Origin of the sequence: Pauljensenia sp. UMB6358, from assembly GCF_030216865.1 — a bacterium.
Classification (GTDB): Bacteria; Actinomycetota; Actinomycetes; order Actinomycetales; family Actinomycetaceae; genus Pauljensenia; species Pauljensenia turicensis_A.
In genome coordinates this window covers 117,102-141,662 of record NZ_JASOMS010000003.1, presented here as the reverse complement: position 1 = coordinate 141,662, position 24,561 = coordinate 117,102, and the positions used below count along the sequence as shown (strand labels likewise).

The window sequence follows — 24,561 nt, the reverse complement described above, 5'->3', positions numbered from 1 at the left end:
GTCAGTGAACGAAAGCAGAGTCGACCGCGCTCGCACTGAAGGAGGAGCAATGTCGAACGCTCCCCGCGACGGGCGTGCCCGAAAGTTCTGGGGTGACGACGATTCCCAGACTCCCATCCTGCACGTCGACATGGACTCGTTTTTCGCCCAAGTAGAGATCGCGGAAAATCCAGATTTACGAGGCCGGCCAATCATCGTCGGGCATCTCGGCGGACGAGGGGTCGTCACCAGCGCCACGTACGAGGTCCGCGCTCGCGGTGTGCGAGCCGGAATGCCGAGTGCTCGCGCACATGCGCTGTGCCCGGAAGCGACTTTTGTGTTCTCTGGTAGGGGCGTGTATTCCGAATACTCACACAAAGTGATGGCGATCCTGTCGGAAATCACTCCCGTCTTACAGCAAGTGAGTATTGATGAGGCATTCCTTGATGTGTCAGGGTCGCGTCGGCGCCTCGGGTCACCAACCGAGATTGGAAATCTGATTCGATCCCGCATCCATGCCGAAGTCGGTTTACCCGCATCGGTTGGAATCGCAGCCACAAAGTCGGTGGCAAAAATTGCCTCGTCAAACGCAAAACCTGACGGGCTACTGCTGATTCCTCGCGATCAAACGGTCCCATTCCTGCACGGGCTCCCCGTTGGAGCACTCTGGGGAGTGGGCGGAAAAACGGGGGAGAGGCTTGCTCTCGCTGGCGTTGACACAATCGGTGATCTCGCGAACCTGGACATGACGTTCCTGACGCGACTTGTGGGCCTTGCAAGCGCGCGCCACCTGCACAATCTTGCCTGGGGCATCGACCCGCGTCCCGTTCGCGGTGGTCGCGAAGTAAAGTCCATGAGTACCGAACGAACGTTTGAGTCTGATATTCACGATAGGAGTGAGCTGGAGGCCTTCCTGCTACAGGCGTCTCACGAATGTGCGGCGCGTTTGCGCAGAGCCGACATGGTCGCATGGGGGATCGGGCTGAAACTGAGGGACGCCTCGTTCCACACGATCGCTCGATCTGTGAAGCTACACGCTCCGACAGATGTGGGACGACAAATCTACGCGGCTGCAAGCGAGCTCTTCGCAAAAGAGGTGATGCCGGCATCTGGGATTCGTTTGGCGGGCGTGAAGGTTGAAGTCCTTCAACCGCGATCGGCTGGCGTTGCGATAGCTCTTGACGATGATGGAAAACCGTTGGCTTCGGAGCGAGCAATGGACCAGATTCAGGGGAAATTTGGCAGGGATGCTCTACGGCCAGCAACTTTGTTACCGCAGGTCAGCGGGCACGAATCGCAATCTGCGCCCCCAACCCGTTAGACTCGTCACTAACGGATAGCGGAAAAGGATGCGTCGTGGCTCTATCTGACTATGAAAAACAAGTACTAGAAGAGATGGAACAGGAGTTCCGTCGTGACGAGCCACGTCTTGCCCGTCAAATGGAGCAGGAAGAAGAAGCTCCAGCTTTGCGGCTTTCAATCCGACGCATCGCTCTTGGAATTTTCGTTTTTATCGCAGGTCTGAGTGTCCTGGTTGGCGCAGTTTCCCTTGGATACTCAGGTATTTCCATCGTGATGGGCGTGATCGGTTTTGCCATCATGGTTGGTGGCGTCTGGTATGCGATCTCTTCGCCCGAAAAGAAAGCCGCTCCGCTTACACCTGAAGAACAGCGACGAAACCTCGGTTCGTGGTCGCGTTTTATCGAGGACCAAGAACAGCGGTGGGAAGAACGAAAGCGTCGTCGCGATTTTTAAAGAGATCGTCTTCCACCTCGCCTCGAAAAACGTAAAGAAAAGCCCATGTCCTACGGTCATGGGCTTTTCTGTTGTGTCATCTCTTCGTGTCTTCTAGATGTCGGTGCCTGGCTGAGTCTTTTCTGTTCCCGGGTGCACTTGGTGCGACGAATGTGGGTCTAAAAGCTCGGTTTTGTCGCGTTGGGTGCGGTGGGTGATGTGGTGGTGCGATTGGGGATGAGGATCCTGCCTTTTCTAGCCGAGGAGCTTGTGATGTGGCAGGTCTCGTCCTCTCACTCTCAGATGCAGGAGTAGCGGGCGGAGAGGGGCTCGTGCAGGAATAATCGGCTAGAACTAAAAATGTGCCCCACTTTTCACCACTAGATATTTTCTCGCAGAAAATCAGACTTTTTAAGAAGAGAAAGTGTTCGAAGCTGCCTCTAAATGGTACTAAAAGTAATAGGTGTGGGGTAAAGTGGTGGAAGTGGGAACCAAGGAAAGGTGGTGAGACATGTTCACTGGTACGTTCGAGCCGAAACTCGACGACAAGGGACGTGTTTTTCTGCCTGCAAAAATCCGTGAAGACATGGGTGAGCAACTTGTTCTCACAAAGGGACAGGACCGTTGCATTTACGTCTACCCGGTTGAAACCTTCAATGAGCGCGCGCAGTCGATCATTTCTGCGCCGACCTCGTCGAAGCAGGTTCGAAACTGGCGACGCGTTTTTATGGCGAGTGCGTTCCAAGAAGCTCCAGATCGACAGGGTCGTATATCCCTCCCTGCAGAACTGCGTAGCTACGCCGGACTCGGCCGTCAGCTCACCGTCATCGGTGTAGGTGATCACGCTGAAATCTGGAATTCCGAAGCGTGGGAGGAAGTCCTCACCGTCGAAGACGACGCGTTCTCGGATACGAACGAAGAGATCTTCCCAGGAATGTTCTAGTTCGTCCCTTTTGGTCTCCACCCGAGGCCCCGACTTCACTTCCCCGATGTCGGAGATCGGTGGGGGACCAAGAGGGATGAAAAGCACTCACATCATCTGCAGGAAAGGGGGCGACATGGAGCTCACCAAGCAAACGTCCGAGCGTCATATTCCCGTCCTCCTGGACGAATGCATGGGCATGATGTCTCCTGCCCTCACTGACGATGGTGCTGTTCTCGTTGATTGCACCCTGGGAATGGGAGGTCACTCCGAAGCTGCCCTCAAGCGATTCCCGAACATTCACCTGATCGGTATCGATCGTGATCCTCAAGCAATTTCGCTTGCTTCCGAGCGTCTTGCGCCGTTCGCAGATCGTTTCACCGCGGTTCACACGACCTACGACCACGTCGACGAGGTCGTTGCGACATATGCTCCGGCAGGAAAAGCTGATGCGATCCTGATGGACCTAGGGGTTTCCAGCTTTCAGCTCGACGAAGCGGAACGTGGTTTCTCCTACTCTGCTGACGCTCCGCTCGATATGCGAATGGATCCGACTAGGGGGCAGAGCGCTGCCGAACTTCTGGTCAGTGCAACTGCTCAAGAGATCGCACAGATCTTGCGCGTATACGGTGAAGAACGCTTTGCCTCTCGAATTGCGCGTCGCATCGTGGAAACGCGTGAAACGCAACCTCTGACCCGCACGGGGCAGCTTGCTGACATCGTTCGCGCATCCATTCCTGCTGCTGCGCGTCGTAGAGGCGGAAACCCTTCGAAGCGCACTTTCCAGGCCCTTCGCATCGCAGTGAACGACGAACTCAATATTCTCGAACGTGCTTTGCCTGCGTGCTTTGCCAGCCTGCGCATCGGTGGCCGTTTGGTTGTTGAGTCCTACCAGTCGCTTGAAGACCGCATCGTCAAGGACCTGTTCCGACGTGCGTCTACGGTGGATGTTCCCCAAGGTCTTCCAGTTATTCCAGATTCGATGGCACCGAGCGTCGAACTCCTCACTCGCAAAGTGCACCAAGCTGATGAAGCCGAACGCGCACATAACCCTCGATCCGCATCTGTGCGTCTGCGTGGCGCCCAGCTTGTTCGTGAATGGAAGGAACTCTCATGAGCAGTGCTGCAGCTTCCCGGCGCCCGGTTTCCCGTCCGGAACGTCACGAGTTTGAACTAAGAAGGGAGTTCCGAGTTGTCGAGGGGAGCAAGCCCACCCGCTCGCTTCTGATGTTGGGAATCGTCTCTATCGTCGTGATCATTGCGACGGTTCTTGCTTCGATGGTTCTTCACACTCGCATGGCTCAAACGGCGTTCGAAATCCGTACTCAGCAGATTGAGCTGAATGAGCTTGAAGCTCAGGCGTGGTCGATGCAAGCCCAAATTGAAAAGGCAGCATCGGCTTCCGAACTTGAGAAAGCTGCCACCGCTCAGGGAATGGTGAAAGGTGGTCGGACTGGCTTCATTAATCTTGGAGCTGGCACCATTGAAGGCGGAACGGCCGGACACTGACAGGAGATCGTATGACTCAGCGTTTTGGGCGATCTCTTGCCATCCTCATCATTTTCTTCTTCGGCCTGATGGCCTGTGCGATCCGCTTAGTCGATTTACAGATCATCAAGGCGCCCATGCTTGCAACCGAAGGCGAGGCCGTTCGTACGTCGCAGACGGGCATTGCCGCTAAACGAGGCTCAATTACCGACGCGACGGGCACGATCCTCGCGGACTCGATTCTGACCTACGACATTGCCGTTAATCAGATCAACTTGCGTTCTTATGTTCACTCAGAAACGACGAAGGAAAACGGGGTTGAAAAGACGAAGGTTGTGGGACGAGGCCCGGTCGAGGCCGCCCGCCAGCTGGCTCCGCTTCTGCACATGAGTGAAGCTGAGCTTGGCGGCTTGTTTTTGGGTGACTCGACCTACACGTATGTGAAGCGCAATGTTGATGCGGTGACGTATCGAGAGATTCGTGCTCTGGATATTTACGGCATTGAGTGGGAAGCCACCTACGAACGGACGTTCCCCAATGGGAATGTTGCTGCTCCGGTGATTGGTACGGTCAATGCTGAAGGCGTTGGCTCGTCGGGCATGGAATCGCAGTTCAATACGTTGCTGACGGGCACGCCTGGCTCGCAGCAGTATGAGATTGCTCCGAATGGTGCGATTATTCCTGGCGCGAAGAAGACAACGGTTGAGCCTGTTGACGGTGGTTCCCTGCAACTGACGTTGCATGCTGACTTGCAGCATCTTGTTCAGGACATGCTGGATGCTCGCGTGGAGCATCACAAGGCCGAATGGGGCACCGTTGTCGTTGAAGATGTGACGACCGGTGAAATTTTGGTGATGGCGGACTCTGAGTCGACTATCCCAGATAACGCGAATCCTCAGCCTGTGGCTTCGGTGCAGTATACGGTCGAACCTGGTTCGGTGGGCAAGGTGGTGACGTTCGCGGCCGCGTTGGATGCGGGGACGATCACTCCCACGTCGGTCTTTAATGTGCCCTATTCTTTGGATCTTCCCGATGCGGGTGGTCCGATTACAGACTTCCACGAGCACGATGGTGAAACTCTCACTGCGACGGGTATTTTGGCTGAATCGTCGAATACTGGCACCGTTCTGGTTGGTCAGACTCTGTCGAATGAACAGCGCTACGACATGATGAAAGCCGTTGGCTTTGGTGACCTGACGGGCGTGGAGCTTGCTGGCGAAACGACAGGTATTCTTCGTCCTCCAAGCGAGTGGGCGGGCCGTGATCAGTATGTGTCGATGTTCGGCCAGTCCTATTCGGTTTCACCGCTCCAAGAGACCTCGTTCATGGCCACAATCGCGAACGGTGGAGTCCACATTCCTCCCCGATTGGTCAAGTCGTGGACGAACGCTGACGGGACCGTTGAAACCCCCGAAGAGCCCAAGCCAACGCAGGCCATGAAAGCTGATACGGCGCAGAATCTGATGCTGATGATGGAGTCCGTCGTTGAAGATCATCTGGGTACTGCAGGGGCTGCGAAGGTTGATGGGTATCGCGTCGGTGTGAAAACCGGTACGGCAGATATCGTCGTCAACGGTCAGCATGGCATTGTGTCGACGACCGCCGGCCTGCTTCCCGTTGAAGCGCCTCGGCTTGCTATCTCTGTTGTTCTTTACAATCCTAAAGTTGCCTACATTTCCTCTGATTCCTCGGCGCCACTGTTCGGTGAGGTCGCGCAAGCGTCAGTGCGTAATCTAGGTATTCCAGCTTCGACGACGCCGGCAACGCTGTTCCCGACGACGCCGACTAACTGAGACGATGAAGTGAAGTCGTATGAATCGTAGAGGAAATAGCATGTACAGGTTAGCTGGGTGGATTGCTGAAGCAGTTGCAGGAACCCTGAACGGTGCTGACCGTCAGGTTGTGATGAACCGTGTTGTTACAGATTCGCGCTTGGCGTCAGCTGGTTCAGCGTATGTCGCACGAATCGGCGAGGCCACCGACGGGCATGACTACGTCAAACAGGCCGTTGACAATGGTGCGGTTGCACTGATCGTTGAACACCTCGTTGATGTTCCCTCGTCCATTGCGCAGATTATTGTCGAGGATTCGACCTACGCTTTGGGTCGCCTTGCCCATGCTCACCTTGAAGACTTGCGTGAGCGTTTTGGGCTGGATGTTATCGCGATGACCGGCTCGGCTGGGAAGACGACAACGAAGGATCTGCTTTTCCAGATTATGAGTACTGATGCTCCCAGCGTTGCCCCTCAGCTCTCGTTCAACAACGAGGTTGGACTTCCTCTGACGGTTCTTCAAGCTGATGAAACAACCCGCCATCTGGTTCTTGAAATGGGTGCGTCTGGCATCGGACACATCAAGTATTTGACAGATATTGCGTCGCCGGATGTTGCCATTGAACTGATGGTTGGTCACGCTCACCTGGGTGGCTTCGGGGGAGTCGACGGGATTGAAAAGGCGAAGGGGGAGCTGATTACAGGTTCGCGCCCCGGTGCTCCGGTGGTCTTGAACTACGACGATCCGCGCGTCATGAATATGACGAAACTGTCGACAGGTCCGATTACGACGTTCTCGCCATCAGGCAAAGAGGGAGCCGATTTCCGTGCTCTCGACGTGGACGTTGACCACCTTGGCCACGCACACTTCACGCTTGAAGCCCCCGGTGGTCGTGGCCTCGTGAATCTGAATATCGTTGGCGTGCACCACGTGGCGAACGCACTGGCCGCCATCGCTGGCGCGGTACAGCTTGGTCTTGAACTCGATCAAGCGATTCGTGCGATCAACGAGGCTCGGGCGCTGTCTCCGCACCGAATGGATGTCGTTGAATTAAGCATTGACAGTATGAAAGTCACGATGATTGACGATGCCTACAATGCGAACCTCGATTCCATGAGAGCCGCTTTCGCTACGCTCACTTCGATCGGTGAGGGGCATACGAAGATCGCTGTTCTTTCCGAAATGCTTGAACTCGGCGACGAGTCTGCTGACATTCACCGCCAGGTTGGTCTGATGGCGAAAGATGCCGGAGTCGAGTCGCTGATTCTGTTGGGTCAAGACGGTCCCTATTACGTCGAGGGTGCTGGTGACACCATCGATGCGGAACACGTCGGTAGTGTTGATGAGGCTGTCACGGCTGTTTGTGCGAAACTGAAAGACGATTGTGTGATTCTTGTGAAGGGATCCTTGTTCTCATATTCGTGGAAGGTAGCGGACCAACTCCGCGAGAAGGGAGTCCAGCGATGATTGGCCTTATTGTCGCCTTCGTCATTGCACTGGTGATTTCCCTGTTGGGAACCCCTTTGCTGATCCGATTCCTGATCGCTCACCAGTACGGGCAGTTCATCCGTCAGGACGGACCGACCCAGCACTTGACGAAGCGCGGTACACCCACAATGGGTGGTCTGGTTTTCATTCTGGCAACCATTATCGCGTGGGTGATTGGGGCGTCGATCGCAGGATCCGGACCCTCGTGGTCCGGATGGACTCTGGTTGTTCTCTTCGCAGGTCTTGGCTTTATTGGCCTTTTGGATGACGGCATCAAGATCATGCGTCAGCGCTCCCTTGGTCTGCATCCGACCGGGAAAATTATCGGTCAGATCACGGTTGCCGCAGTTTTCGCGTGGATGTCACTGACCCGCCCCAATGCCTATGGGACAACGCCGGGTACGCTTCACCTGTCCTTCATTCACCTGTCACCCATCACGCTCGGGTTTGCTGGCCTCGGATTGGGGGTTGTCCTGTATTTGATCTGGACGAACCTGATTGTGACCGCCTGGTCAAACGCGGTGAATCTAACCGACGGCCTCGATGGCCTTGCCACGGGCTGTTCCATTTTCGTTTTCGGCGCATACACGTTTATCGCCTACTTCCAGAAGATTCAATCCTGCTTCCCGCAGGGGCAGGCGACAACTCTCTGCTATCCGACGCGTGATCCTCTGGACCTTGCAGTTTTCTGCGCCGCGATCATCGGTTCGCTTGCTGGCTTCCTCTGGTGGAACGCTTCGCCCGCTCAGATCTTCATGGGGGATACGGGCGCGCTGGCACTCGGTGGTGCGGTCGCTGGCCTGTCGATTCTGACGAACACCGAGTTCATCGCAATCGTGATTGGTGGACTCTTCGTTGTCATCGTGATGTCCGACGTCATCCAGATTTCGGTCTTTAAGGCAACGCATAAGCGTGTCTTCCGCATGGCACCGTTGCACCACCACTTCGAGTTAAAAGGCTGGCAGGAAATCACGATCGTGATTCGCTTCTGGCTGATTGCCGCGTTGTTTGCAGTGGCCGGTGCGGGCATTTTCTACGCTGACTGGGTGACAACGCTGTGAGTGATCGTTACGCCGTCATCGGCCTGGGCAAATCGGGCAAAGCAGCAGCAAAAGCTCTGTTGAAGCGCGGGTACGAGGTTCTTGCTTTCGACCAGCGTTCCGGTACTCCCACAGACGAATTAGGTATTGACGTTCATGTTGTTCCCGATGCTGGGGATCTCGCCTGCGCCGTTATTGACGCTGGTGTTGACACGATCATCGTGTCTCCAGGAATTCCTGCGCACGCCCCTATCTTTGAACGCGCTCAAGCTGCCGGGATCCCGATCTGGGGTGAAGTTGAATTGGCGTGGCGTCTTCAAGAGCAAGGCCCTCATGCTGGTCGCCCCTGGCTGACTGTGACGGGCACGAACGGCAAGACAACGACTGTGGGCATGCTTGCGTCAATTCTTCGGGCCAACGGTGACGACGTTCTTGAGGTTGGCAATATTGGCACCCCCATCACCGAAGCAATCGACTCAGATGCCAGCGTCTTCGCTGTTGAACTCTCCAGCTTCCAACTCCATACCTCCTACACGATTTCGCCTTTGGCGTCCTTGTGCTTGAATGTGGATGCTGACCACCTGGATTGGCATGGAAGCGAAGAAGCATATGTTGCCGATAAGGCGCGCGTATACGAGAACACTCAGGTTGCCTGCATCTACCCGGCCAATGACCGAGTGGTTGAAGCGATGGTTGAAAACGCAGACGTTGTGGAAGGGGCGCGTGCCATTGGGATCACGCTGGGCTCGCCTTCGGTGTCGCAACTGGGCATCGTTGAAGGTGCGCTTGTTGACCGCGCCTACGTTGAAAACCGGCACCGTGAAGCTGCCCACCTGGGTGATTTGAGCGATTTGAGCACGGTCTATGGGGAGAGTCTTTCCCCGGCTGTTGTGATGGATGCTCTTGGCGCGGCAGCACTTGGACGCGCATACGGTGTGCGTCCGCATGCGGTTCGTGATGGCCTGCGCGTTTTTTCTCCAGCAGGACATCGCAGAGCTGTTGTCGGGCAAGTCGCTGATGTCACGTGGATCGATGATTCGAAAGCGACGAACGCCCACGCTGCCAAAGCATCCCTCTATGGGCTTCCTCCTCACTCGGTTGTCTGGATCGTTGGCGGGGACGCAAAGGGACAGGACTTTACCGACCTTATTCGCGACGTTGAGCCGGTTCTGCGCGGTGCGGTGATCATCGGCGAAGACCGTTCGGACCTACTCAAGGCTTTCCGTGCGAGCGCACCCAATGTTCCGGTCGTTGACGTCGGTGGCCATGAGGATTGGATGTTCTCCGTCGTCAATGAGGCTGTCGCTCTTTCACGCCCCGGTGATTTTGTTGTTCTTGCTCCGGCCTGTGCGTCATGGGATCAGTTTGATAACTACGGTCAGCGTGGCGACGTGTTTGTGAACGCTGTTGAACGTTTGCGTGACCAGTGGAGTGCCAAGTAGATGGCGAAGATCAAGAGCGCCATTGATAGTGTGATCCGTCGTCTTCCGCGTTTTGTTTTTGGTGCGGATGATGAACACTATGAGATTCAACCACTGACGACGTACTACATGATTATCGTCCCCACGGTGGTTCTGACTATTTTTGGTTTGATGATGGGCTTTTCAGCTCAATCGGTGACATCAATCGCCAAGGGCGCCAACCCGTACATGGCGTATTTGCGTCCCAGTGTCATCATTGTCATCGCCCTGATCATTGCCTTCGTTGTTCATAAGATCCCTCGCCATATTTTTGTCCGTTTTGCTCCCCATGCTTTCGGGCTGGGATTGATTGTTCAGGCGATGGTCATTACCCCTCTTGGCCGTTCTGAAGGCGGCAACGCGAACTGGGTGTATTTTCCCGGTATTCCCGTCCTTGTTCAGCCGTCAGAGTTCTTGAAACTCGCTTTGATCGTCTTTCTTGCTTTCATTTTGACCGGACCGAATAGGGATTTTTCAAACTGGCGTCAGATGAGTGTTCTTGCGGGGCTACCCGTGGTTGTCACGCTGATCGACGTCATGCTGGGTCATGACTTGGGTACGTCAATGATTGTGACGGCCGCCGCCATGGGAGCATTGTGGATTGCTGGTTTGCCGAAGCGCTGGTTCGGATACGCGTTCGTCCTAGCTGTTCCGCTTTTGGTGTTCTTGGTCATTCAGAACCCGACGCGTCTTCGTCGAATCTTGGTTGTTCTTCCGGGTTTTGCTCCCAAGCGTGATTTGTCTGCCCCCGAACAGATTGATCATTCGCTGTGGGCTTTTGGCTCCGGTGGTGTTTCTGGACTGGGTCCGGGGGCCTCGCGTGAGAAATGGAATTATCTGCAGGCGGCACACACGGACTTTATTTTCGCCATCGTTGGTGAGGAGTTCGGGTTGATGGGTACGTTGGCAGTGCTTACGGCTCTTGCTTTGTTGGTGTGGGGAATGTTCCGACTGGTTCGTTCAACGTCCGACCCGTTTGTCGCTATCGTTGCTGCCGGTGTGGCAACGTGGATCGGCTTCCAGGCTCTCGTGAATATTGCCTCGGTTACTCAGCTCGGCCCGGTTATTGGTGTCCCACTGCCTCTTGTGTCCTATGGTGGATCATCGTTCCTGTTCACCGCGCTGGCCATCGGCGTTGTCGCGTCCTTTGCGCGTAGTGATGCTGGTATGACTATGTGGAGATATTCTGATCCTGCTACTCGTCGTCGTGATCCTCGGGTTACTCCGAAGCTTCGACGAGCAGGTGGATCCAAAGCTCGAAAGTAGGCAACATGTTGGGCAAAGTCGTTTTGGCTGGTGGCGGTACCGCTGGGCACGTGAATCCGCTGTTGGCCACGGCGACGGTTCTTGCCAAACGTGGATATGACGTCGAGGTCCTTGGAACAGCTCAGGGCTTGGAATCAGATTTGGTTCCCGTTGCAGGGTTTCCTTTTCATGTGATTGAAAAGGTTCCTTTCCCACGCCGACTTTCCCCTTCGATTCTCACTTTCCCATTCCGCTGGCGTAAAGCAGTGAATCAGTGTCGTCTGGCGATTCGTGATGCTGATGTGGTTGTCGGCTTTGGCGGATATGTTTCAACTCCCGCGTACTGGGGCGCACGAGGCGCCGGCGTCCCGATTGTCATTCATGAACAGAATGCCAGGCCCGGATTGGCAAATAAGGTGGGGGCGCGCTACGCCAATGTTCTTGCGTTGACGTTTGCGAATACTCCGTTGAAGGCACGCAGGGGCATCACGCAAGTAACGGGTCTTCCTTTGCGTCCTGCTATCGAAGAGCTTGCGTTGGCGTGCCAAGATGCCGACGGTGTCCGTGTTGCGCGCGAGCGTGGGGCGAAGAACTTGGGCGTAGACCCTAAGAAGACGACCCTTCTTGTTACCGGCGGATCTCTTGGAGCTCTCCACCTGAACGATGCCATGATTGATGCGCTTGACGACTTGCCTGACAATGTGCAGGTGATTCACTTGACCGGCAAAGGAAAAGACGCCCCTGTGCGGAGCAAGGTTGACGAGTGTTCGGTGGGCGATCGCTACCTGGTTCTGGATTATCTGACGACCATGGAAGATGCTCTTGCCTGTGCAGACTTGGTTGTCTGTCGTTCGGGTGCAGGAACGGTTGCCGAGATGACGGCTCTGTCGTTGCCGTGCGTGTATGTTCCGCTGGCTATCGGTAATGGCGAACAGAAGCTGAATGCGCATGACCATGTTGCCTCTGGCGGAGCGCTCTTGGTTGATGATGCGTCATTCAACGCAGATACGGTGCGACAGAAGGTTTTCCCGCTACTGACTTCACCGGAACTGTCCGCTATGGCGACAGCATCGGCAGGATTAGCAAAGATCGATGCTGCCTCGCGTTTAGCTGACCTGGTTGTTTCACAGATCGCGCGCTAGGGGGAGAACGTGGAACCTATCGAAGGACACTTCCATTTCATCGGTATCGGTGGAGCGGGAATGAGTGTTGTTGCTGAACTGCTTGCTGCGCGTGGCGCGCGGGTGACTGGTTCAGATTGTGCCGATTCGGATGTTCTTGCGCGTTTGAATGAAAAGGGAATTCGCGCATTCGTCGGCCACGATGCCACTCATGTTGATGATGATGCGACGGTTGTTGTGTCAACTGCGATTCGTGAGTCGAACCCAGAGCTGACCAGGGCGCGTGAATTGGGGTTGGATGTCATTCATCGTTCGCAGGCGTTGGCGCTTGCTGCCAGTGGAATGCGTTTTGTTGGCGTTGCCGGCGCCCACGGGAAGACGACTACGTCTGGGATGATTGCGGTTGGTCTGCGTGGGGCTGGTCTGGATCCGTCGGTCGCGGTGGGTGGAATTGTTCCGCAGTTTGGTTCCGGTGCGCATTTGGGCACGTCGGACGTGTTTGTTGCCGAAGCTGACGAGTCTGATGGCTCGTTCTTGAACTACACTCCGTCGATCGAAGTTGTCACGAACGTTGAGCCCGATCACTTGGATCGCTATGGGACGCGCGAAGCGTTCGAAGCTGTTTTCGTTGACTACGCAAAGTGTCTGGTTCCGGGTGGTCTTTTGGTGTGTTGCGCTGAAGACGCGGGGACTGCCCGCCTGAGCGAGTCGGCGCGTGAGCTGGGTATTCGCGTGGTGACCTACGGGCGCTCCGATAAGTCCGTGGTGGATGCTGACGTGACGATTTGTGATGTAGAGACGACGCCTTCTTCATGTCGTGCACGAGTCAGCTACGGCGATATCAGCGCGGAGCTTTCCTTGGGTGTTCCGGGCGTGCATAACATTCTTAATGCTGTTGGCGCGTGGATTGCCGGCGTGGAGCTTGGCGTTGAACCTGGCCTGATGGCTTCGTCGCTTGCTGGTTTTACGGGGACAGCTCGCCGTTTTGAGCTCCGTGGAACTGTGGGGGACAGGCGCGTTTTTGATGATTATGCGCATCATCCGACAGAGGTTTCTGCCGCGATCGAACAGGCGCGATTGGTTGCCGATGGCGCTGATGTGACCGTGGTTTTCCAACCTCACCTGTATTCGCGTACGCGCTTATTCGCGGATCGTTTCGCCAAGGCGTTGTCGGGCGCGGATCATGTGGTTCTTGCGGATATTTATGCTGCTCGCGAGGATGATGATCCCGCCGTGACTTCCGCTCTGATTGCGGATCAGATTAAGGGCGCTGAGTGTGTCCACGATATGCACGAGGCCGCCCGAATCGGAGCGCGTCAGGCTGGTTCGCGGGGCGTTCTGATCACGATGGGTGCTGGTTCAATCACCCAGTGTGCAGATGATGTTATCGATGAGTGGCAACGCATGGATGCCTCGTGAAGCCACCTCAGCCGCGTCGAACGCCACCCGGATCGACTTCTACGCAACACCAGACGACGTCCACTTCTCGCTTGTCGTCAAAGGGATCTGCTACCCAAAAGTCTTCTTCTGAAAAACCTCCATCACGTCCGGTTGTTGCCCGACCAAAGCGACCGCATAGGGATACTCCAGAGTCTGGGCAACCCCCAGAGCGTCAACAGGCAGCACACAAGCGAGGGGCAAGGAAATCTTCGTTGCGTTCTGCTCGTGTCACACTTGCCCGGCCGGTGGGGCAGCAGGATGCCGCTGTTCTCTTAGGTGGTGAAAAGCGCAACGAGCGTTCTGAGTTTGATCTGCGTCGCCAAGAGCGAGCTCGGGCGCGTCGGATTCTCTGCATCAAGACGATGGCAATGATTGCTGCGGGACTAGCGTTTATCGGTGGTTTGGTGTGGGTATTGCTGTTTTCGCCTCTGCTTGCTTTGAGCGCGTCATCGGTGCACGTTGAAGGCGCAGATGAAACCTTGATCACCGCGGAATCAGTTCTTTCGTCAACTGCGCCGTACGTGGGCACCCCGTTACCTAGGGTTCCGACTGCGGCGATCGCTGAATCCATCGAATCGAATGTTGTTGTCGCTTCAGCTGAAGTGGAGCGACAGTGGCCGACGGGTTTGGCAATTACAATTACTTTGCGAACTCCTGCGATGATCGAGGGAAGTGCGGGCGCGTTCCGCCAGGTTGACGATGAGGGAGTGAGTTTCGCTGATGCTCCTACGTTGATCGAGGGGCTTCCATTGGTGAGCCTCCCGGAGACTGATGAAGAACGAGCCGAAGCGGCCTCGGATGTTCTTTCCTTGTGGTCAAACCTGTCTGAGGCAACAAAAGCGCAGGTTTCGGGTGTGAGTGCCGATGGTAAAACTCTGTCGTTTACGCTGACCAACGGTGCCCAAGTGAAGTGGGGAACTCCTGATGATGGGGCGCTGAAAGCACAGGTTTTGGACGTGCTGTTGGCTCAAAGGAGCGTCCGTGTGTATGACGTTTCATCGCCGACTCATCCTGTCACGTCATAGTCGATTGTTCGTTCAGCGTGTCGCCTTGAAGAAGGTCTACTCAATCCCTAGCTTTCTTCCGAACGAGAGCAGGGTGAAGTTGAACCTTCAACCTGAAGTTGAGGGTTTGATATAGAAAGAGTGACCAATGGACGAACCTCAGAAGAACAAGGCCATAATCAAGGTCGTTGGCGTCGGCGGTGGTGGCGGAAATGCTGTCGATCGCATGATCGAAGCTGGCATGGGTGGTGTTGAGTTCATCGTTGTGAACACGGACGCTCAGGATCTTCTTCTGTCGAACGCTGATATCAAGATCGACATCGGTCGCGAAATTACCCACGGCTTAGGTGCAGGTGCTGACCCTGAGGTCGGACGTAAAGCAGCCGATGACAATGTTGACCTGATCGCTCAGGCTCTCGAAGGCGCTGACATGGTGTTCGTTACCGCAGGTGAAGGCGGTGGTACAGGCACCGGCGCAGCCCCAGTTGTTGCGCGTATTGCTCGCGAACAGGATGCGCTGACCGTGGCTGTCGTCACCCGCCCGTTCTCTTTCGAGGGCAACCGTCGTGCATCCATGGCAAATAAGGGCGTCGAAGCGCTTCGTGAAGCCGTCGACGCTCTGATCGTCATCCCGAACGATCGTCTACTTGAGATTCAGGATGAAGATTTCCCGATCACCAAGGCGTTCGAAGCGGCAGATCAGGTTCTGCACTCCGGTGTTCAGGGCATTACCGATCTGATTACCATCAACGGCATGGTCAACGTCGACTTCAACGATGTGAAGTCGGTGATGAAGGATGCCGGCTCGGCCCTCATGGGTATTGGCCAGGCAACCGGCACAGATCGCGCAGTCGACGCAGTCGAGCGCGCAATCTCCTCGTCGCTCCTCGAATCGACAATCGATGGTGCGCGTGGCGTCCTCCTGTTCTTCCAGGGCGGCTCGAACCTGTCCCTGCAGGAAACCGCACGCGCATCGAAGCTTGTTCAGGAATACGTCCACCCCGAAGCCAACATCATCTTCGGTGCGGTCATCGACGAGACACTGGGCGACCAGATCATCGTCACCGTCATCGCCGCTGGCTTTGACGAGCAGGATCCGCAGACCGACATCGCGTCGCGTCCCAGCGTTATCGGAACCCAAACTCCCGCGCAGTCCACGACACCTGTTGCTACCCCGGCTCCCGTAGCTGCTCCGCAGGAAACTCGCGCGCTCGGTGAGGTTCCGTCCGCTCGCCCAGCCCATCGTGCACCTGTCCAGGTGCCGACCCGTACGGCAACGATTCCAGTTGCTACCCAGCAGCCGGTGCAAGAAGCTCCCTCCGTCGCAGAGGAACCCTCTTTGGAAGTTCCTCGTATCTTTGATGAGGAATCTGAAAGCGCAGCGGATCTGGATATTCCGGACTTCCTGCGCTGAGCGATGCTCACCCAGCTCAACGGTGCCTCGATCCATCTCGTCCAGGCGGATCGAGGCACCGACTCGTTAAGGAACAATGTTGCGCACCACGTGGGTGACGACTTTCAGCTGGTGAAGGAGCGAAGGCAGCTTCTTGCCAGCGAGTTTGAGCGCCCGATCCTCTGGATGAATCAAACCCACTCTCATGTGATCGGCCTCGTCGTCATGACAGCAGACGGGCACCCAACGTTGAATCTCGATACCCACGCGTCGACGCTGAACCTCAGCGACCCGATGGACACTATTGAAGCCGATGGCGTCATCATCGATGCGCGAGGCTGGCAGGACGCTCCCGGGATTGCAGTCATGACAGCGGACTGCCTACCGATTGTCCTGTCAACGGCGGGCGGAACGATCGTGGCAGCCGTGCACGCCGGAAGAAAAGGCTTGTTCGACGGCATCATTACTCGAGCAGTGACTCTCATGCGTCGTCTTGCTCCAAGCCATGACATTGAGGTGTATATTGCTCCCGCAATCTGCGGTGACTGCTATGAAGTGCCCGCCCAAATGCGTGACGAGTGCGCCGTAGAGCGCCCTGAAAGTGCCTCGCGTACATCGTGGGGAACGCCCGCTCTTGATCTTCCGCGCGCAGCTCAAGCAGAACTGCGAGCGCTTGGGTGTACCCGCATTGAAATTGACCCGCGATGCACTCTCGAAGACCCCACGTTGCACTCCTATCGGCGTGACCGTGAGTGCGGTAGGAATGCCACAATCATTTTCCCGGCGTAGGGCATGTGTTGACCGATGCAGGCAGTGGCATGTCGCGCGGTGATAAAGGCTCTTGAGTCCCTTGCGGCAGGGGCGTAATCGGAATTATCCACTCTGTTTTTTCGACATACCGGCAAGGTTGCGCCGTAACGGACAGCGCGGGCATTAACGTTGCAGAGCCGACACAATCAGGAGGACACAATGGCGGATGGTTTCGGAGCTCGAGCTCGTAAGTTCATGGGCTGGTACCCGGCTGACGAAGTCGAGGATGAAGCCCAGGATTTTGATCTCTACGAAGATGAAACTACGTACGAGACTGAAATTCCGCAGAAAGAGATTTCCTCCGTCGTCACCCCTCTGCACCGTGAGGACCTTGAAGTGAAGACAACGTCTGACCTTTCGCGCATCGTCACCGTCCACCCGACCGCATACTCGGATGCTAAGACGATCGGCGAAGCCTTCCGCAACGGAACGCCCGTCATTATGAACGTCACTGATATGCGCGAAGAAGAAGCACGCCGTCTGATTGACTTCGCAGCCGGCCTGACCTTCGCTCTTCGCGGTGGTTTTGAGCGCGTGACCAACCGCGTCTTCCTGCTGTCGCCCGCAACCGTAGAGGTCACCGGCGATGTGATTGGAAGCCGTCGCGGAACCCTCTTCAACCAGGGCTGATTAGCTTTCGATGACAGCACTTGTATACGCCGGCTGGGCGATTTACTGGCTTGCGAGCATCTACCTGCTGTTCGCGTTCATTCGACTGGTCTTTGATTGGCTTGAGTTTCTTCTGCCGAACTTTAGACCGCGCGGAATCCTGCTTGTTATCGCGAATTTCGTGTACGTGCTGACAGATCCGCCGATTCGATTCCTGCGTCGAAGAATTCCGCCACTGCGCATCGGTGCCGGTTTGTCGCTGGATCTTGGATTCTTGATTGTTTTTGTCGCGCTGATCGTGTTGCAACGAGTAGGAATTTCTCTGGCAACAATTGGCTGACTTCGTGGGTTAAAGGTCGCTGATGTTGCTGGTCAAACGCTGTTATTTGACCGCAATGGTTGTTTTGAACCGTTGGAGAGGTGCCTGACTGGCCAAATCTCGCACGCATAGATTGTGAGTAATGTGTCATGTCATGTGTTCATTGTTGCGTGTGTGACTATTGAGTCAGATATGATAATCCATGATGTGTCGATGGACAGTTGTCCGGCGACTGTCCTGATGCGCAACCGACGTCAATCGCTTGGGATCGCATCGACCCGACGATATTGAGAGGCGAACACATGGCTCTGCTGACTACAGAGGACGTTCTTAACAAGAAGTTCCAGTACGTAAAGTTCCGCGAAGGTTACGACCAGGTTGAGGTTGACGAATTCCTTGACGAAGTCGTTTCGACGATCTACACCCTGAACGTCGAGAATCAGGATCTGAAGGAAAAGCTTGAAGCGGCCGAGCGTCGTATCGCCGAGCTCTCCTCCGGTGCTGAAATTGTCGAGGCTCCGGTTGCCCCGGCAGTCGAGGTCGTAGAAGAGGCTCCTGCTCCGGTTGAACAGACCGTTGAGGAGGCTCCGGTTGCAACCGTCGTCGAGACCCCTGCCGAAACCGTAGCGCCCGTCGACACCGAGTCGGCTGCTTTTGCTACCAACATGCTTACACTTGCTCAGCGCGTCCACGACGAATACGTGCGCGACGGCAAGGAAGAATCCGAGCGTATCATCGCCGAAGCTCACGCCAAGGCCGACGAGATCGTTGCAGACGCTCAGAACCAGCACGAAACCATCCTTGCGAAGCTTGACGAAGAACGCACTCGCCTTGAGGGCACCATTAACGAGTTGCGTTCCTTCGAGTCGGATTACCGCTCGTCGATCCGTGGTCACCTCGAGACCCTGCTCTCCCAGGTCAACCCGGACACCCAGCAGGACTGATCTTTTCATCAGATCTGATCTTCACATCGGTTAAATGGCGGTGGTACCTCTCAGGACCACCGCCATTACCATGTGAAAAGCTAAGAACCATCATCCTTGGCTAGCAGATAGGGCCTCGGGGCGCCTTCACTACGATAAGGCAAACACAAAGAACCCAGAAAGGAGAACCTGACATGAATACCTCCCAGTCAAAGTCTCGCTATGTTATCGCGGGAGCGATTGCGATTGTCGCAGTGGTCCTCGATCAGGTGACGAAGTTCTGGGCGTTGTCAGCATTAGCTGATGACACTCACCCGATTCCGATTATCGGCTCGCTGCTTTCTTTCCAATTGCTTCATAATTCGGGTGCCGCGTTTTCTTTGGGAGAAACGTCCACGTGGGTTTTCACCGTCCTCTCGGTTGTCATCATCGGCATCCTGATTGTTGGACTGAGTCGCTCTGTGCGTGTGAGCGCGGCGGCCTGCCTTGGTCTTCTGGGTGGCGGAGCGATCGGTAACTTGATCGATCGTCTGATCCAGCCCCCGGGCATCGGCGTTGGACACGTCGTTGACTTCATCAACTACAACGGCTTTTTCGTTGGCAATGTGGCTGATATTTGGATTGTGATTGGCGCGATTTGGTTGGCGTGGGAGTTTTCCCGTGATGGAGCGTTCTCCGGTGAAGACAACGCAGATGATGCACCTGTCGTGAATTCATTGAGTGACGAGGCCGCGCATGAGTGATACGCGTTTGCTTCCTGTTCCTGACGCGCTGGTAGAAGAACGCGTTGACGTGGCTCTTGCTCGCATGCTCGGGATGTCGCGTGCGCAGTGTGCGGGGCTTGTTGAAGATGGAAACGTCCTGATTAACGGCGTGGTTCCTTCAAAGTCGACCAAGCTCGGTGCGATGGATCTGATTGAAGTCACTATCCCAGCGCCCGATACAACCCCACCACCGGTCACCGGCATGGACATTCTTTACGACGATGATGACGTGGTTGTCGTTGATAAGCCCGTGGGCGTTGCTGCGCATACGGGGCCAGGCTGGAGTGGCCCGACGGTTCTTGGAAACTTGGAAGCGGCCGGTTATCGCATTACCTCGTACGGTCCCCCCGAGCGCCAGGGGATTGTGCACCGTCTCGATGTGGGAACATCGGGGGCGATGATGGTGGCGAAGTCAGAGCTCGCCTATTCGGTGATGAAGCGCGCGTTCAAAGAACGAACCGTGACGAAGATTTATCACGCGGTCGTTGCCGGTCATATGGATCCGCCGTCGGGCACGATTGATGCTCCTATTGGTCGCCACCCGTCGCGGGAGTGGCGCATGGCCGTCATCGATGGTGGGAAGCATGCGGTGACGCACTATGACACGTTGGAACTGATGGCGGGGGCGTCTCTGCTGGAAATCCATTTGGAGACCGGGCGAACCCACCAGATTCGTGTTCACACCGCGGCAGTGGGGCATCCGTGTGTCGGAGACGTTTTCTATGGGGCTGATCCAAAGAAGGCCAAAGAATTGGGCCTCGTGCGCCAGTGGTTGCATGCCGTTGAACTGACGTTTAACCACCCGCGTACCGGTCTGCCCACAACTGTTCGCTCACCCTATCCCGCTGATCTGCAAGCGGCTTTGGAATCGTTGAGGATCGCCGACTGATACCGCAATCATCGTAGCGGGCACCGGCAAACCACGCCGGCATGTTGTGTACTGAAAGCATATCCATGCACCCCTCACGAGTGTGCAATCTTTGGTCGCCTGATGAAGAAGGCAGGTGCGTCAATACGCCGAAAACTGCTGGTCGAGCTTGTGAATCTGCGTGATTTCAAGGAAAGCTCTCACGCTCCTTCCGGGGTGCTTAATCACCCGATGACGGCTACCATCAAGACCATGGCTGATTCCTTCGTTCACTTGCACAACCACTCCGAGTACTCGATGCTTGACGGCGCAGCAAAGACGAAGGCGATGGCTGAAGAAGCGGCTCGTTTGGGTCAGCCCGCTATTGGCTTGACCGATCACGGCTACCTGTTTGGCGCATACGACTTCTACTCGAACTGTAAGAAGGCCGGGGTCAAGCCGATTATTGGTTTGGAAGCCTATGTGACTCCCGGTACGTCGCGTTTTGACCGTCAAAAAGTGCGATGGGGAGAACCCTGGCAAAAGAGCGATGACGTGTCGGGTTCGGGTTCATACAACCACCTGACGCTGCTCGCCTATTCAACCGAGGGCATGCATAACCTGTTTCGCCTCGGTTCCTACGCCTCAACTGAAGGACAGTTTGGTAAGTATCCTCGCGCGGATAAGGAACTACTCTCTCAGTTCCACGAGGGCTTGATTGTGTTTACCGGGTGTCCTTCGGGTGCTGTTCAGACGCGTATGCGCCTTGGCCAATGGGACGAGGCAGTTCGTGAAGCAGCCGAGCTCCGCGATATTTTTGGCGCAGAAAACTTCTACGTTGAGCTCATGGACCACGGCATCGAAATGGAACGTCGCACCCAGCTCCAGCTACTGGAATTGGCGAAGTTGATGGATGCTCCGCTTGTCGTGACGAATGACGCCCACTATGTGAAGAAGGAAGACCGTCAGATCCAAGACGCTCTTCTTTGCATCAACTCCGGTTCGCGTATTTCTGACCCCGATCGATTCAAGTTTGATGGCGACGGCTACTACATTCGTCCCAGTGAAGAAATGCGCGAGCTGTGGAAGGAACTCCCACAGGCGTGCAACTCGACTCTGGAAATCGCTGAACGTTGCGAGGTGTACTTCACAACCACCGATGACGGCGCAAACTACATGCCCGACTTCCCGGTGCCCGAAGGCGAAGACAAGACCTCGTGGTTCATCAAAGAGGTTGAAAAGGGCCTCAACTATCGTTTCCCGAACGGTATTCCCGACGATGTCCGTAAGCAGGCGAAATACGAAGAAGATGTCATTATTTCGATGGGCTTCCCCGGTTACTTCCTGACGGTGGCAGACTACATTAACTGGGCGAAGAGCCAAGGTATTCGCGTTGGACCTGGTCGTGGTTCGGGCGCAGGATCAATGGTTGCCTACGCCATGAAGATTACAGAGCTGAATCCTCTTGAACACGGTCTGATCTTCGAACGCTTCTTGAACCCAGAACGTATCTCGATGCCCGACTTCGACGTCGACTTCGACGAACGTAGGCGAGATGAGGTCATTCAGTACGTCAAGGCCAAGTATGGCGAGGATCGCATTTCGCAGGTTGTCACCTACGGCACGATTAAGACAAAGCAGGCCCTGAAAGACTCTGCCCGTATCTTGGGTAAGGACTTCAAGGTGGGCGAGCAACTGACGAAGGCTCTACCGCCGTCCATCATGGGCAAGGACATTAGCGTTCACGGCATCTTTGACAAGGATGACAAGCGTTACGCCGAAGCTGTCGAGTTCCGTAAGTACTACGAAGAAAACCCGGAGACTCACGAGGTCGTTCAGTACGCGCTCGGTCTTGAAGGTTTGACCCGCCAGTGGGGCGTTCACGCATGTGCGGTCATCATGAGTTCGCATACGCTGACCGACATTATTCCGATTATGAAGCGTCCCCAGGATGGCGCGATCATCACTCAGTTCGACTATCCGACGTGTGAAACACTCGGCCTGCTGAAGATGGACTTCCTGGGTCTTCGTAACCTGACGGTCGTCTCGGACGCGCTGGAAAACATTGTGCTGAACGGCAAGGAAGAACCGGATCTGGAACACCTGGAGTTCAACGATCCAAAGACATACGAACTCCTGTCTGCCGGTGAAACACTGGGCGTTTTCCAGCTTGATGGTGGCGGTATGCGCGACCTTCTGAAGCTGATGAAGCCCGACAACTTCGAAGATATTTCCGCTGTCGGCGCCCTGTATCGTCCAGGTCCGATGGGCGCGAATTCGCACACGAACTACGCGCTACGTAAGAACGGGAAGCAGGAAATTACGCCGATTCACCCCGAATTGGCTGAGGCACTGGAATCGATTCTGGGTACGACCTACGGCTTGATCGTGTATCAGGAACAGGTCATGCAGATCGCGCAGAAGCTGGCGGGCTACTCACTTGGCCAAGCAGATATTCTGCGTAAGGCAATGGGTAAGAAGAAGCCCGAGGTTCTGGCAAAGCAGTTCGAGGCATTCCAGCAGGGAATGCTGGACAACGGCTATTCGAAGGAATCAATCCAGGCTCTCTGGGATGTCGTTGTTCCCTTCTCCGCCTACGCATTCAACAAGGCACACTCGGCCGCATACGGTTTGGTGTCCTACTGGACCGCGTTTTTGAAGGCGAACTACAAGACCGAGTACATGGCGGCTCTGCTGACGTCCACGAAGGACAACAAGGACAAACGTGCGCTCTACTTGGCTGAAGCCCGACACATGGATATCACGGTTCTTCCCCCCGATGTCAATGCGTCGCAGGGTAACTTTGCGCCAGACGGTGAAGCGATTCGTTTCGGTCTGAACGCGATCCAGAACGTGGGAGCGAACGTGGTTGAAGCCATCGTTGAGACCCGAAAAGAAAAGGGCCCGTTTACTTCCTTCCAGGACTTCTTGGACAAGGTGCCTCAGGTTGTGTGCAACAAGCGCACGATTCAGTCGCTGATCCGTGCAGGTGCGTTTGACTCGATGGGCTACACGCGTCGTGCAATGCTGTCGTGTTGTGACGAGGCCGTTGAAGCAATCACCGATGTGAAGCGTAACGAAGCGATTGGTCAGTTCGACCTGTTTGGTGCGTTGGGTATGGATGCCGGCGCTGATAGCGGTTCACATGCCCTGGGAGTCACTATTCCGGATATCCCTGAATTCGACCGCAAGTTCAAGCTGTCTCAAGAACGCGAGATGCTTGGCTTGTACGTGTCGGATCATCCGCTTCGTGGCATTGAAGGAGCGCTGGCTCGCTATCAGGATCACGAGATTGCGCAGGTCGTCGGATCTGAGGATTCAATGTCGAATCAGACGGTGCGTATCGCGGGTCTGATTTCAAATGTTCAGACGAAGGTGACGAAACAGGGTAGTGTGTGGGCCGTTGCGACCCTCGAGGACTTGTCGGGGTCGGTTGAAGTTCTTTTCTTCCCGCGTTCTTACGAGACGATTTCAACGCATCTTGCCCAGGACATTGTGGTTCAGATTGAGGGTCGCGTGAATGTCCGCGATGAGGGCATGTCGATTTATGGCCAGTCGATGACGATTTTGGACTTGCGTGAGGACGGCGATACTCCGCTGGAGCTTCAGCTTCCTGCAACGCGGTGTACGGCGGAATTGCTGGGCGAGTTGAAAGATGTCCTTCAAGCGTTCCCAGGTGATTCTCCTGTTCGTTTACATATCCGCGAGCGCACGGGCACGACGATCGTTGAGTTGGATCAGCGTTTGCGCGTGTCGCCGACGGGACCGTTCTTCTCACATGTGAAGGCTATCGTGGGCATCGACGGAGTCCTGAGCACGCACTGAGCTACTTTCGGGGGGCTCGTGCTAAAAGGACGAGGCCGCCCAGCGTTGTTGGTCGTTTCTCGTGTGTCGGGGTCGAATGATGGGATGGCGTGGCCTTGGTTGTTGCGCCTCAGGCTTAGTCGATCTGTGCGACGATGGCGCCATCTGATCCCATGGGGGAGTTAACCTCTACGACGTCACCGTCTGTGAGCTGACGACCTCGCCTGGTTTCAACTGTGTGGTTGACGTATACGTCGCCACCCTGGATGAGCTCGCGTGCGAGTCCCCCGTCTTCGGCAAGGTTGGCGAGTTTGAGGAACTGTCCGAGTCTGATGACTCCGCTGACTTCGATGGTGGGGAAGTCTGACATGGACGTTTCCTTTCTGGCGTTTACGGGC

At 55.6% G+C, this 24,561-nt stretch carries 23 protein-coding genes; 22 read left to right on the top strand and 1 reads right to left on the bottom strand.

Annotated elements, in window-relative coordinates:
* The first annotated feature begins 49 nt into the window (after positions 1–49).
* The 22 genes from dinB (at position 50) to dnaE (ending at position 24,184) form a co-directional block, all read left to right on the top strand.
* Positions 50–1,300 carry a DNA polymerase IV gene (gene dinB / locus QP381_RS03505; RefSeq protein WP_103633559.1) on the top strand — a complete coding sequence of 417 codons (1,251 nt, stop codon included), beginning with the start codon at positions 50–52 and terminating at the stop codon, positions 1,298–1,300.
* A gap of 35 nt (positions 1,301–1,335) precedes the next feature.
* Complete coding sequence (locus QP381_RS03500) at positions 1,336–1,734, top strand: DUF3040 domain-containing protein (protein WP_006681691.1); 399 nt, start codon at positions 1,336–1,338, stop codon at positions 1,732–1,734.
* A 490-nt stretch (positions 1,735–2,224) separates the two neighbouring features.
* Positions 2,225–2,656 carry a division/cell wall cluster transcriptional repressor MraZ gene (gene mraZ, locus QP381_RS03495; protein ID WP_006681690.1) on the top strand — a complete coding sequence of 144 codons (432 nt, stop codon included), beginning with the start codon at positions 2,225–2,227 and terminating at the stop codon, positions 2,654–2,656.
* Between the two features lie 115 nt (positions 2,657–2,771).
* The gene (rsmH, locus tag QP381_RS03490; protein ID WP_103633560.1) at positions 2,772–3,752 is read left to right on the top strand and encodes a 16S rRNA (cytosine(1402)-N(4))-methyltransferase RsmH; all 981 of its coding nucleotides are present in this window, start codon (positions 2,772–2,774) and stop codon (positions 3,750–3,752) included.
* Positions 3,749–4,144: a hypothetical protein gene (locus QP381_RS03485; RefSeq protein WP_006681688.1), complete on the top strand. Its 396-nt coding sequence runs from the start codon at positions 3,749–3,751 to the stop codon at positions 4,142–4,144. The genes rsmH and QP381_RS03485 overlap by 4 nt, the downstream gene beginning before the upstream one ends.
* An 11-nt stretch (positions 4,145–4,155) precedes the next feature.
* Positions 4,156–5,916 carry a peptidoglycan D,D-transpeptidase FtsI family protein gene (locus QP381_RS03480; RefSeq protein WP_006681687.1) on the top strand — a complete coding sequence of 587 codons (1,761 nt, stop codon included), beginning with the start codon at positions 4,156–4,158 and terminating at the stop codon, positions 5,914–5,916.
* A gap of 40 nt (positions 5,917–5,956) precedes the next feature.
* The gene (locus QP381_RS03475; protein WP_285067833.1) at positions 5,957–7,363 is read left to right on the top strand and encodes a UDP-N-acetylmuramoyl-tripeptide--D-alanyl-D-alanine ligase; all 1,407 of its coding nucleotides are present in this window, start codon (positions 5,957–5,959) and stop codon (positions 7,361–7,363) included.
* Positions 7,360–8,445 (top strand): phospho-N-acetylmuramoyl-pentapeptide-transferase, encoded by a 1,086-nt coding sequence (mraY, locus tag QP381_RS03470; RefSeq protein ID WP_103633561.1) that lies wholly within the window; start codon positions 7,360–7,362, stop codon positions 8,443–8,445. Before QP381_RS03475 ends, mraY begins: the two co-directional genes overlap by 4 nt.
* The gene (gene murD / locus QP381_RS03465; RefSeq protein ID WP_103633562.1) at positions 8,442–9,866 is read left to right on the top strand and encodes a UDP-N-acetylmuramoyl-L-alanine--D-glutamate ligase; all 1,425 of its coding nucleotides are present in this window, start codon (positions 8,442–8,444) and stop codon (positions 9,864–9,866) included. The genes mraY and murD overlap by 4 nt, the downstream gene beginning before the upstream one ends.
* Positions 9,867–11,150, top strand: coding sequence for an FtsW/RodA/SpoVE family cell cycle protein (locus tag QP381_RS03460; protein ID WP_006681683.1), 1,284 nt, complete (start codon positions 9,867–9,869; stop codon positions 11,148–11,150).
* Between the two features lie 5 nt (positions 11,151–11,155).
* The gene (locus tag QP381_RS03455) at positions 11,156–12,271 is read left to right on the top strand and encodes a UDP-N-acetylglucosamine--N-acetylmuramyl-(pentapeptide) pyrophosphoryl-undecaprenol N-acetylglucosamine transferase (protein ID WP_285067829.1); all 1,116 of its coding nucleotides are present in this window, start codon (positions 11,156–11,158) and stop codon (positions 12,269–12,271) included.
* A gap of 60 nt (positions 12,272–12,331) precedes the next feature.
* Positions 12,332–13,669 (top strand): UDP-N-acetylmuramate--L-alanine ligase, encoded by a 1,338-nt coding sequence (murC, locus tag QP381_RS03450; protein WP_050998829.1) that lies wholly within the window; start codon positions 12,332–12,334, stop codon positions 13,667–13,669.
* The gene (locus QP381_RS03445; protein WP_165544437.1) at positions 13,641–13,781 is read left to right on the top strand and encodes a hypothetical protein; all 141 of its coding nucleotides are present in this window, start codon (positions 13,641–13,643) and stop codon (positions 13,779–13,781) included. Before murC ends, QP381_RS03445 begins: the two co-directional genes overlap by 29 nt.
* A gap of 121 nt (positions 13,782–13,902) precedes the next feature.
* Positions 13,903–14,715 (top strand): cell division protein FtsQ/DivIB, encoded by an 813-nt coding sequence (locus tag QP381_RS03440; RefSeq protein ID WP_285067825.1) that lies wholly within the window; start codon positions 13,903–13,905, stop codon positions 14,713–14,715.
* A gap of 127 nt (positions 14,716–14,842) precedes the next feature.
* The gene (gene ftsZ, locus QP381_RS03435; RefSeq protein ID WP_006681679.1) at positions 14,843–16,108 is read left to right on the top strand and encodes a cell division protein FtsZ; all 1,266 of its coding nucleotides are present in this window, start codon (positions 14,843–14,845) and stop codon (positions 16,106–16,108) included.
* 3 nt (positions 16,109–16,111) lie between these two features.
* Positions 16,112–16,876 (top strand): polyphenol oxidase family protein, encoded by a 765-nt coding sequence (locus QP381_RS03430; protein WP_285067824.1) that lies wholly within the window; start codon positions 16,112–16,114, stop codon positions 16,874–16,876.
* Between the two features lie 180 nt (positions 16,877–17,056).
* Positions 17,057–17,527 (top strand): cell division protein SepF, encoded by a 471-nt coding sequence (locus QP381_RS03425; RefSeq protein WP_006681677.1) that lies wholly within the window; start codon positions 17,057–17,059, stop codon positions 17,525–17,527.
* A 10-nt stretch (positions 17,528–17,537) separates the two neighbouring features.
* Positions 17,538–17,846: a YggT family protein gene (locus tag QP381_RS03420; RefSeq protein WP_006681676.1), complete on the top strand. Its 309-nt coding sequence runs from the start codon at positions 17,538–17,540 to the stop codon at positions 17,844–17,846.
* Between the two features lie 281 nt (positions 17,847–18,127).
* Positions 18,128–18,769 (top strand): DivIVA domain-containing protein, encoded by a 642-nt coding sequence (locus QP381_RS03415; protein ID WP_006681675.1) that lies wholly within the window; start codon positions 18,128–18,130, stop codon positions 18,767–18,769.
* A gap of 173 nt (positions 18,770–18,942) precedes the next feature.
* A complete protein-coding gene (gene lspA / locus QP381_RS03410) occupies positions 18,943–19,491 on the top strand; it encodes a signal peptidase II (RefSeq protein ID WP_006681674.1) in 549 nt (182 codons plus the stop codon).
* Positions 19,484–20,401 carry an RluA family pseudouridine synthase gene (locus QP381_RS03405; protein ID WP_006681673.1) on the top strand — a complete coding sequence of 306 codons (918 nt, stop codon included), beginning with the start codon at positions 19,484–19,486 and terminating at the stop codon, positions 20,399–20,401. The genes lspA and QP381_RS03405 overlap by 8 nt, the downstream gene beginning before the upstream one ends.
* Before the next feature lie 231 nt (positions 20,402–20,632).
* Positions 20,633–24,184 (top strand): DNA polymerase III subunit alpha, encoded by a 3,552-nt coding sequence (gene dnaE, locus QP381_RS03400; RefSeq protein ID WP_040318716.1) that lies wholly within the window; start codon positions 20,633–20,635, stop codon positions 24,182–24,184.
* A 115-nt stretch (positions 24,185–24,299) separates the two neighbouring features.
* Here the strand turns inward: dnaE and QP381_RS03395 are convergent, their stop codons facing one another.
* The gene (locus tag QP381_RS03395) at positions 24,300–24,533 is read right to left on the bottom strand and encodes an RNA-binding S4 domain-containing protein (RefSeq protein ID WP_006681671.1); all 234 of its coding nucleotides are present in this window, start codon (positions 24,531–24,533) and stop codon (positions 24,300–24,302) included.
* Between the last annotated feature and the right edge of the window lie 28 nt (positions 24,534–24,561).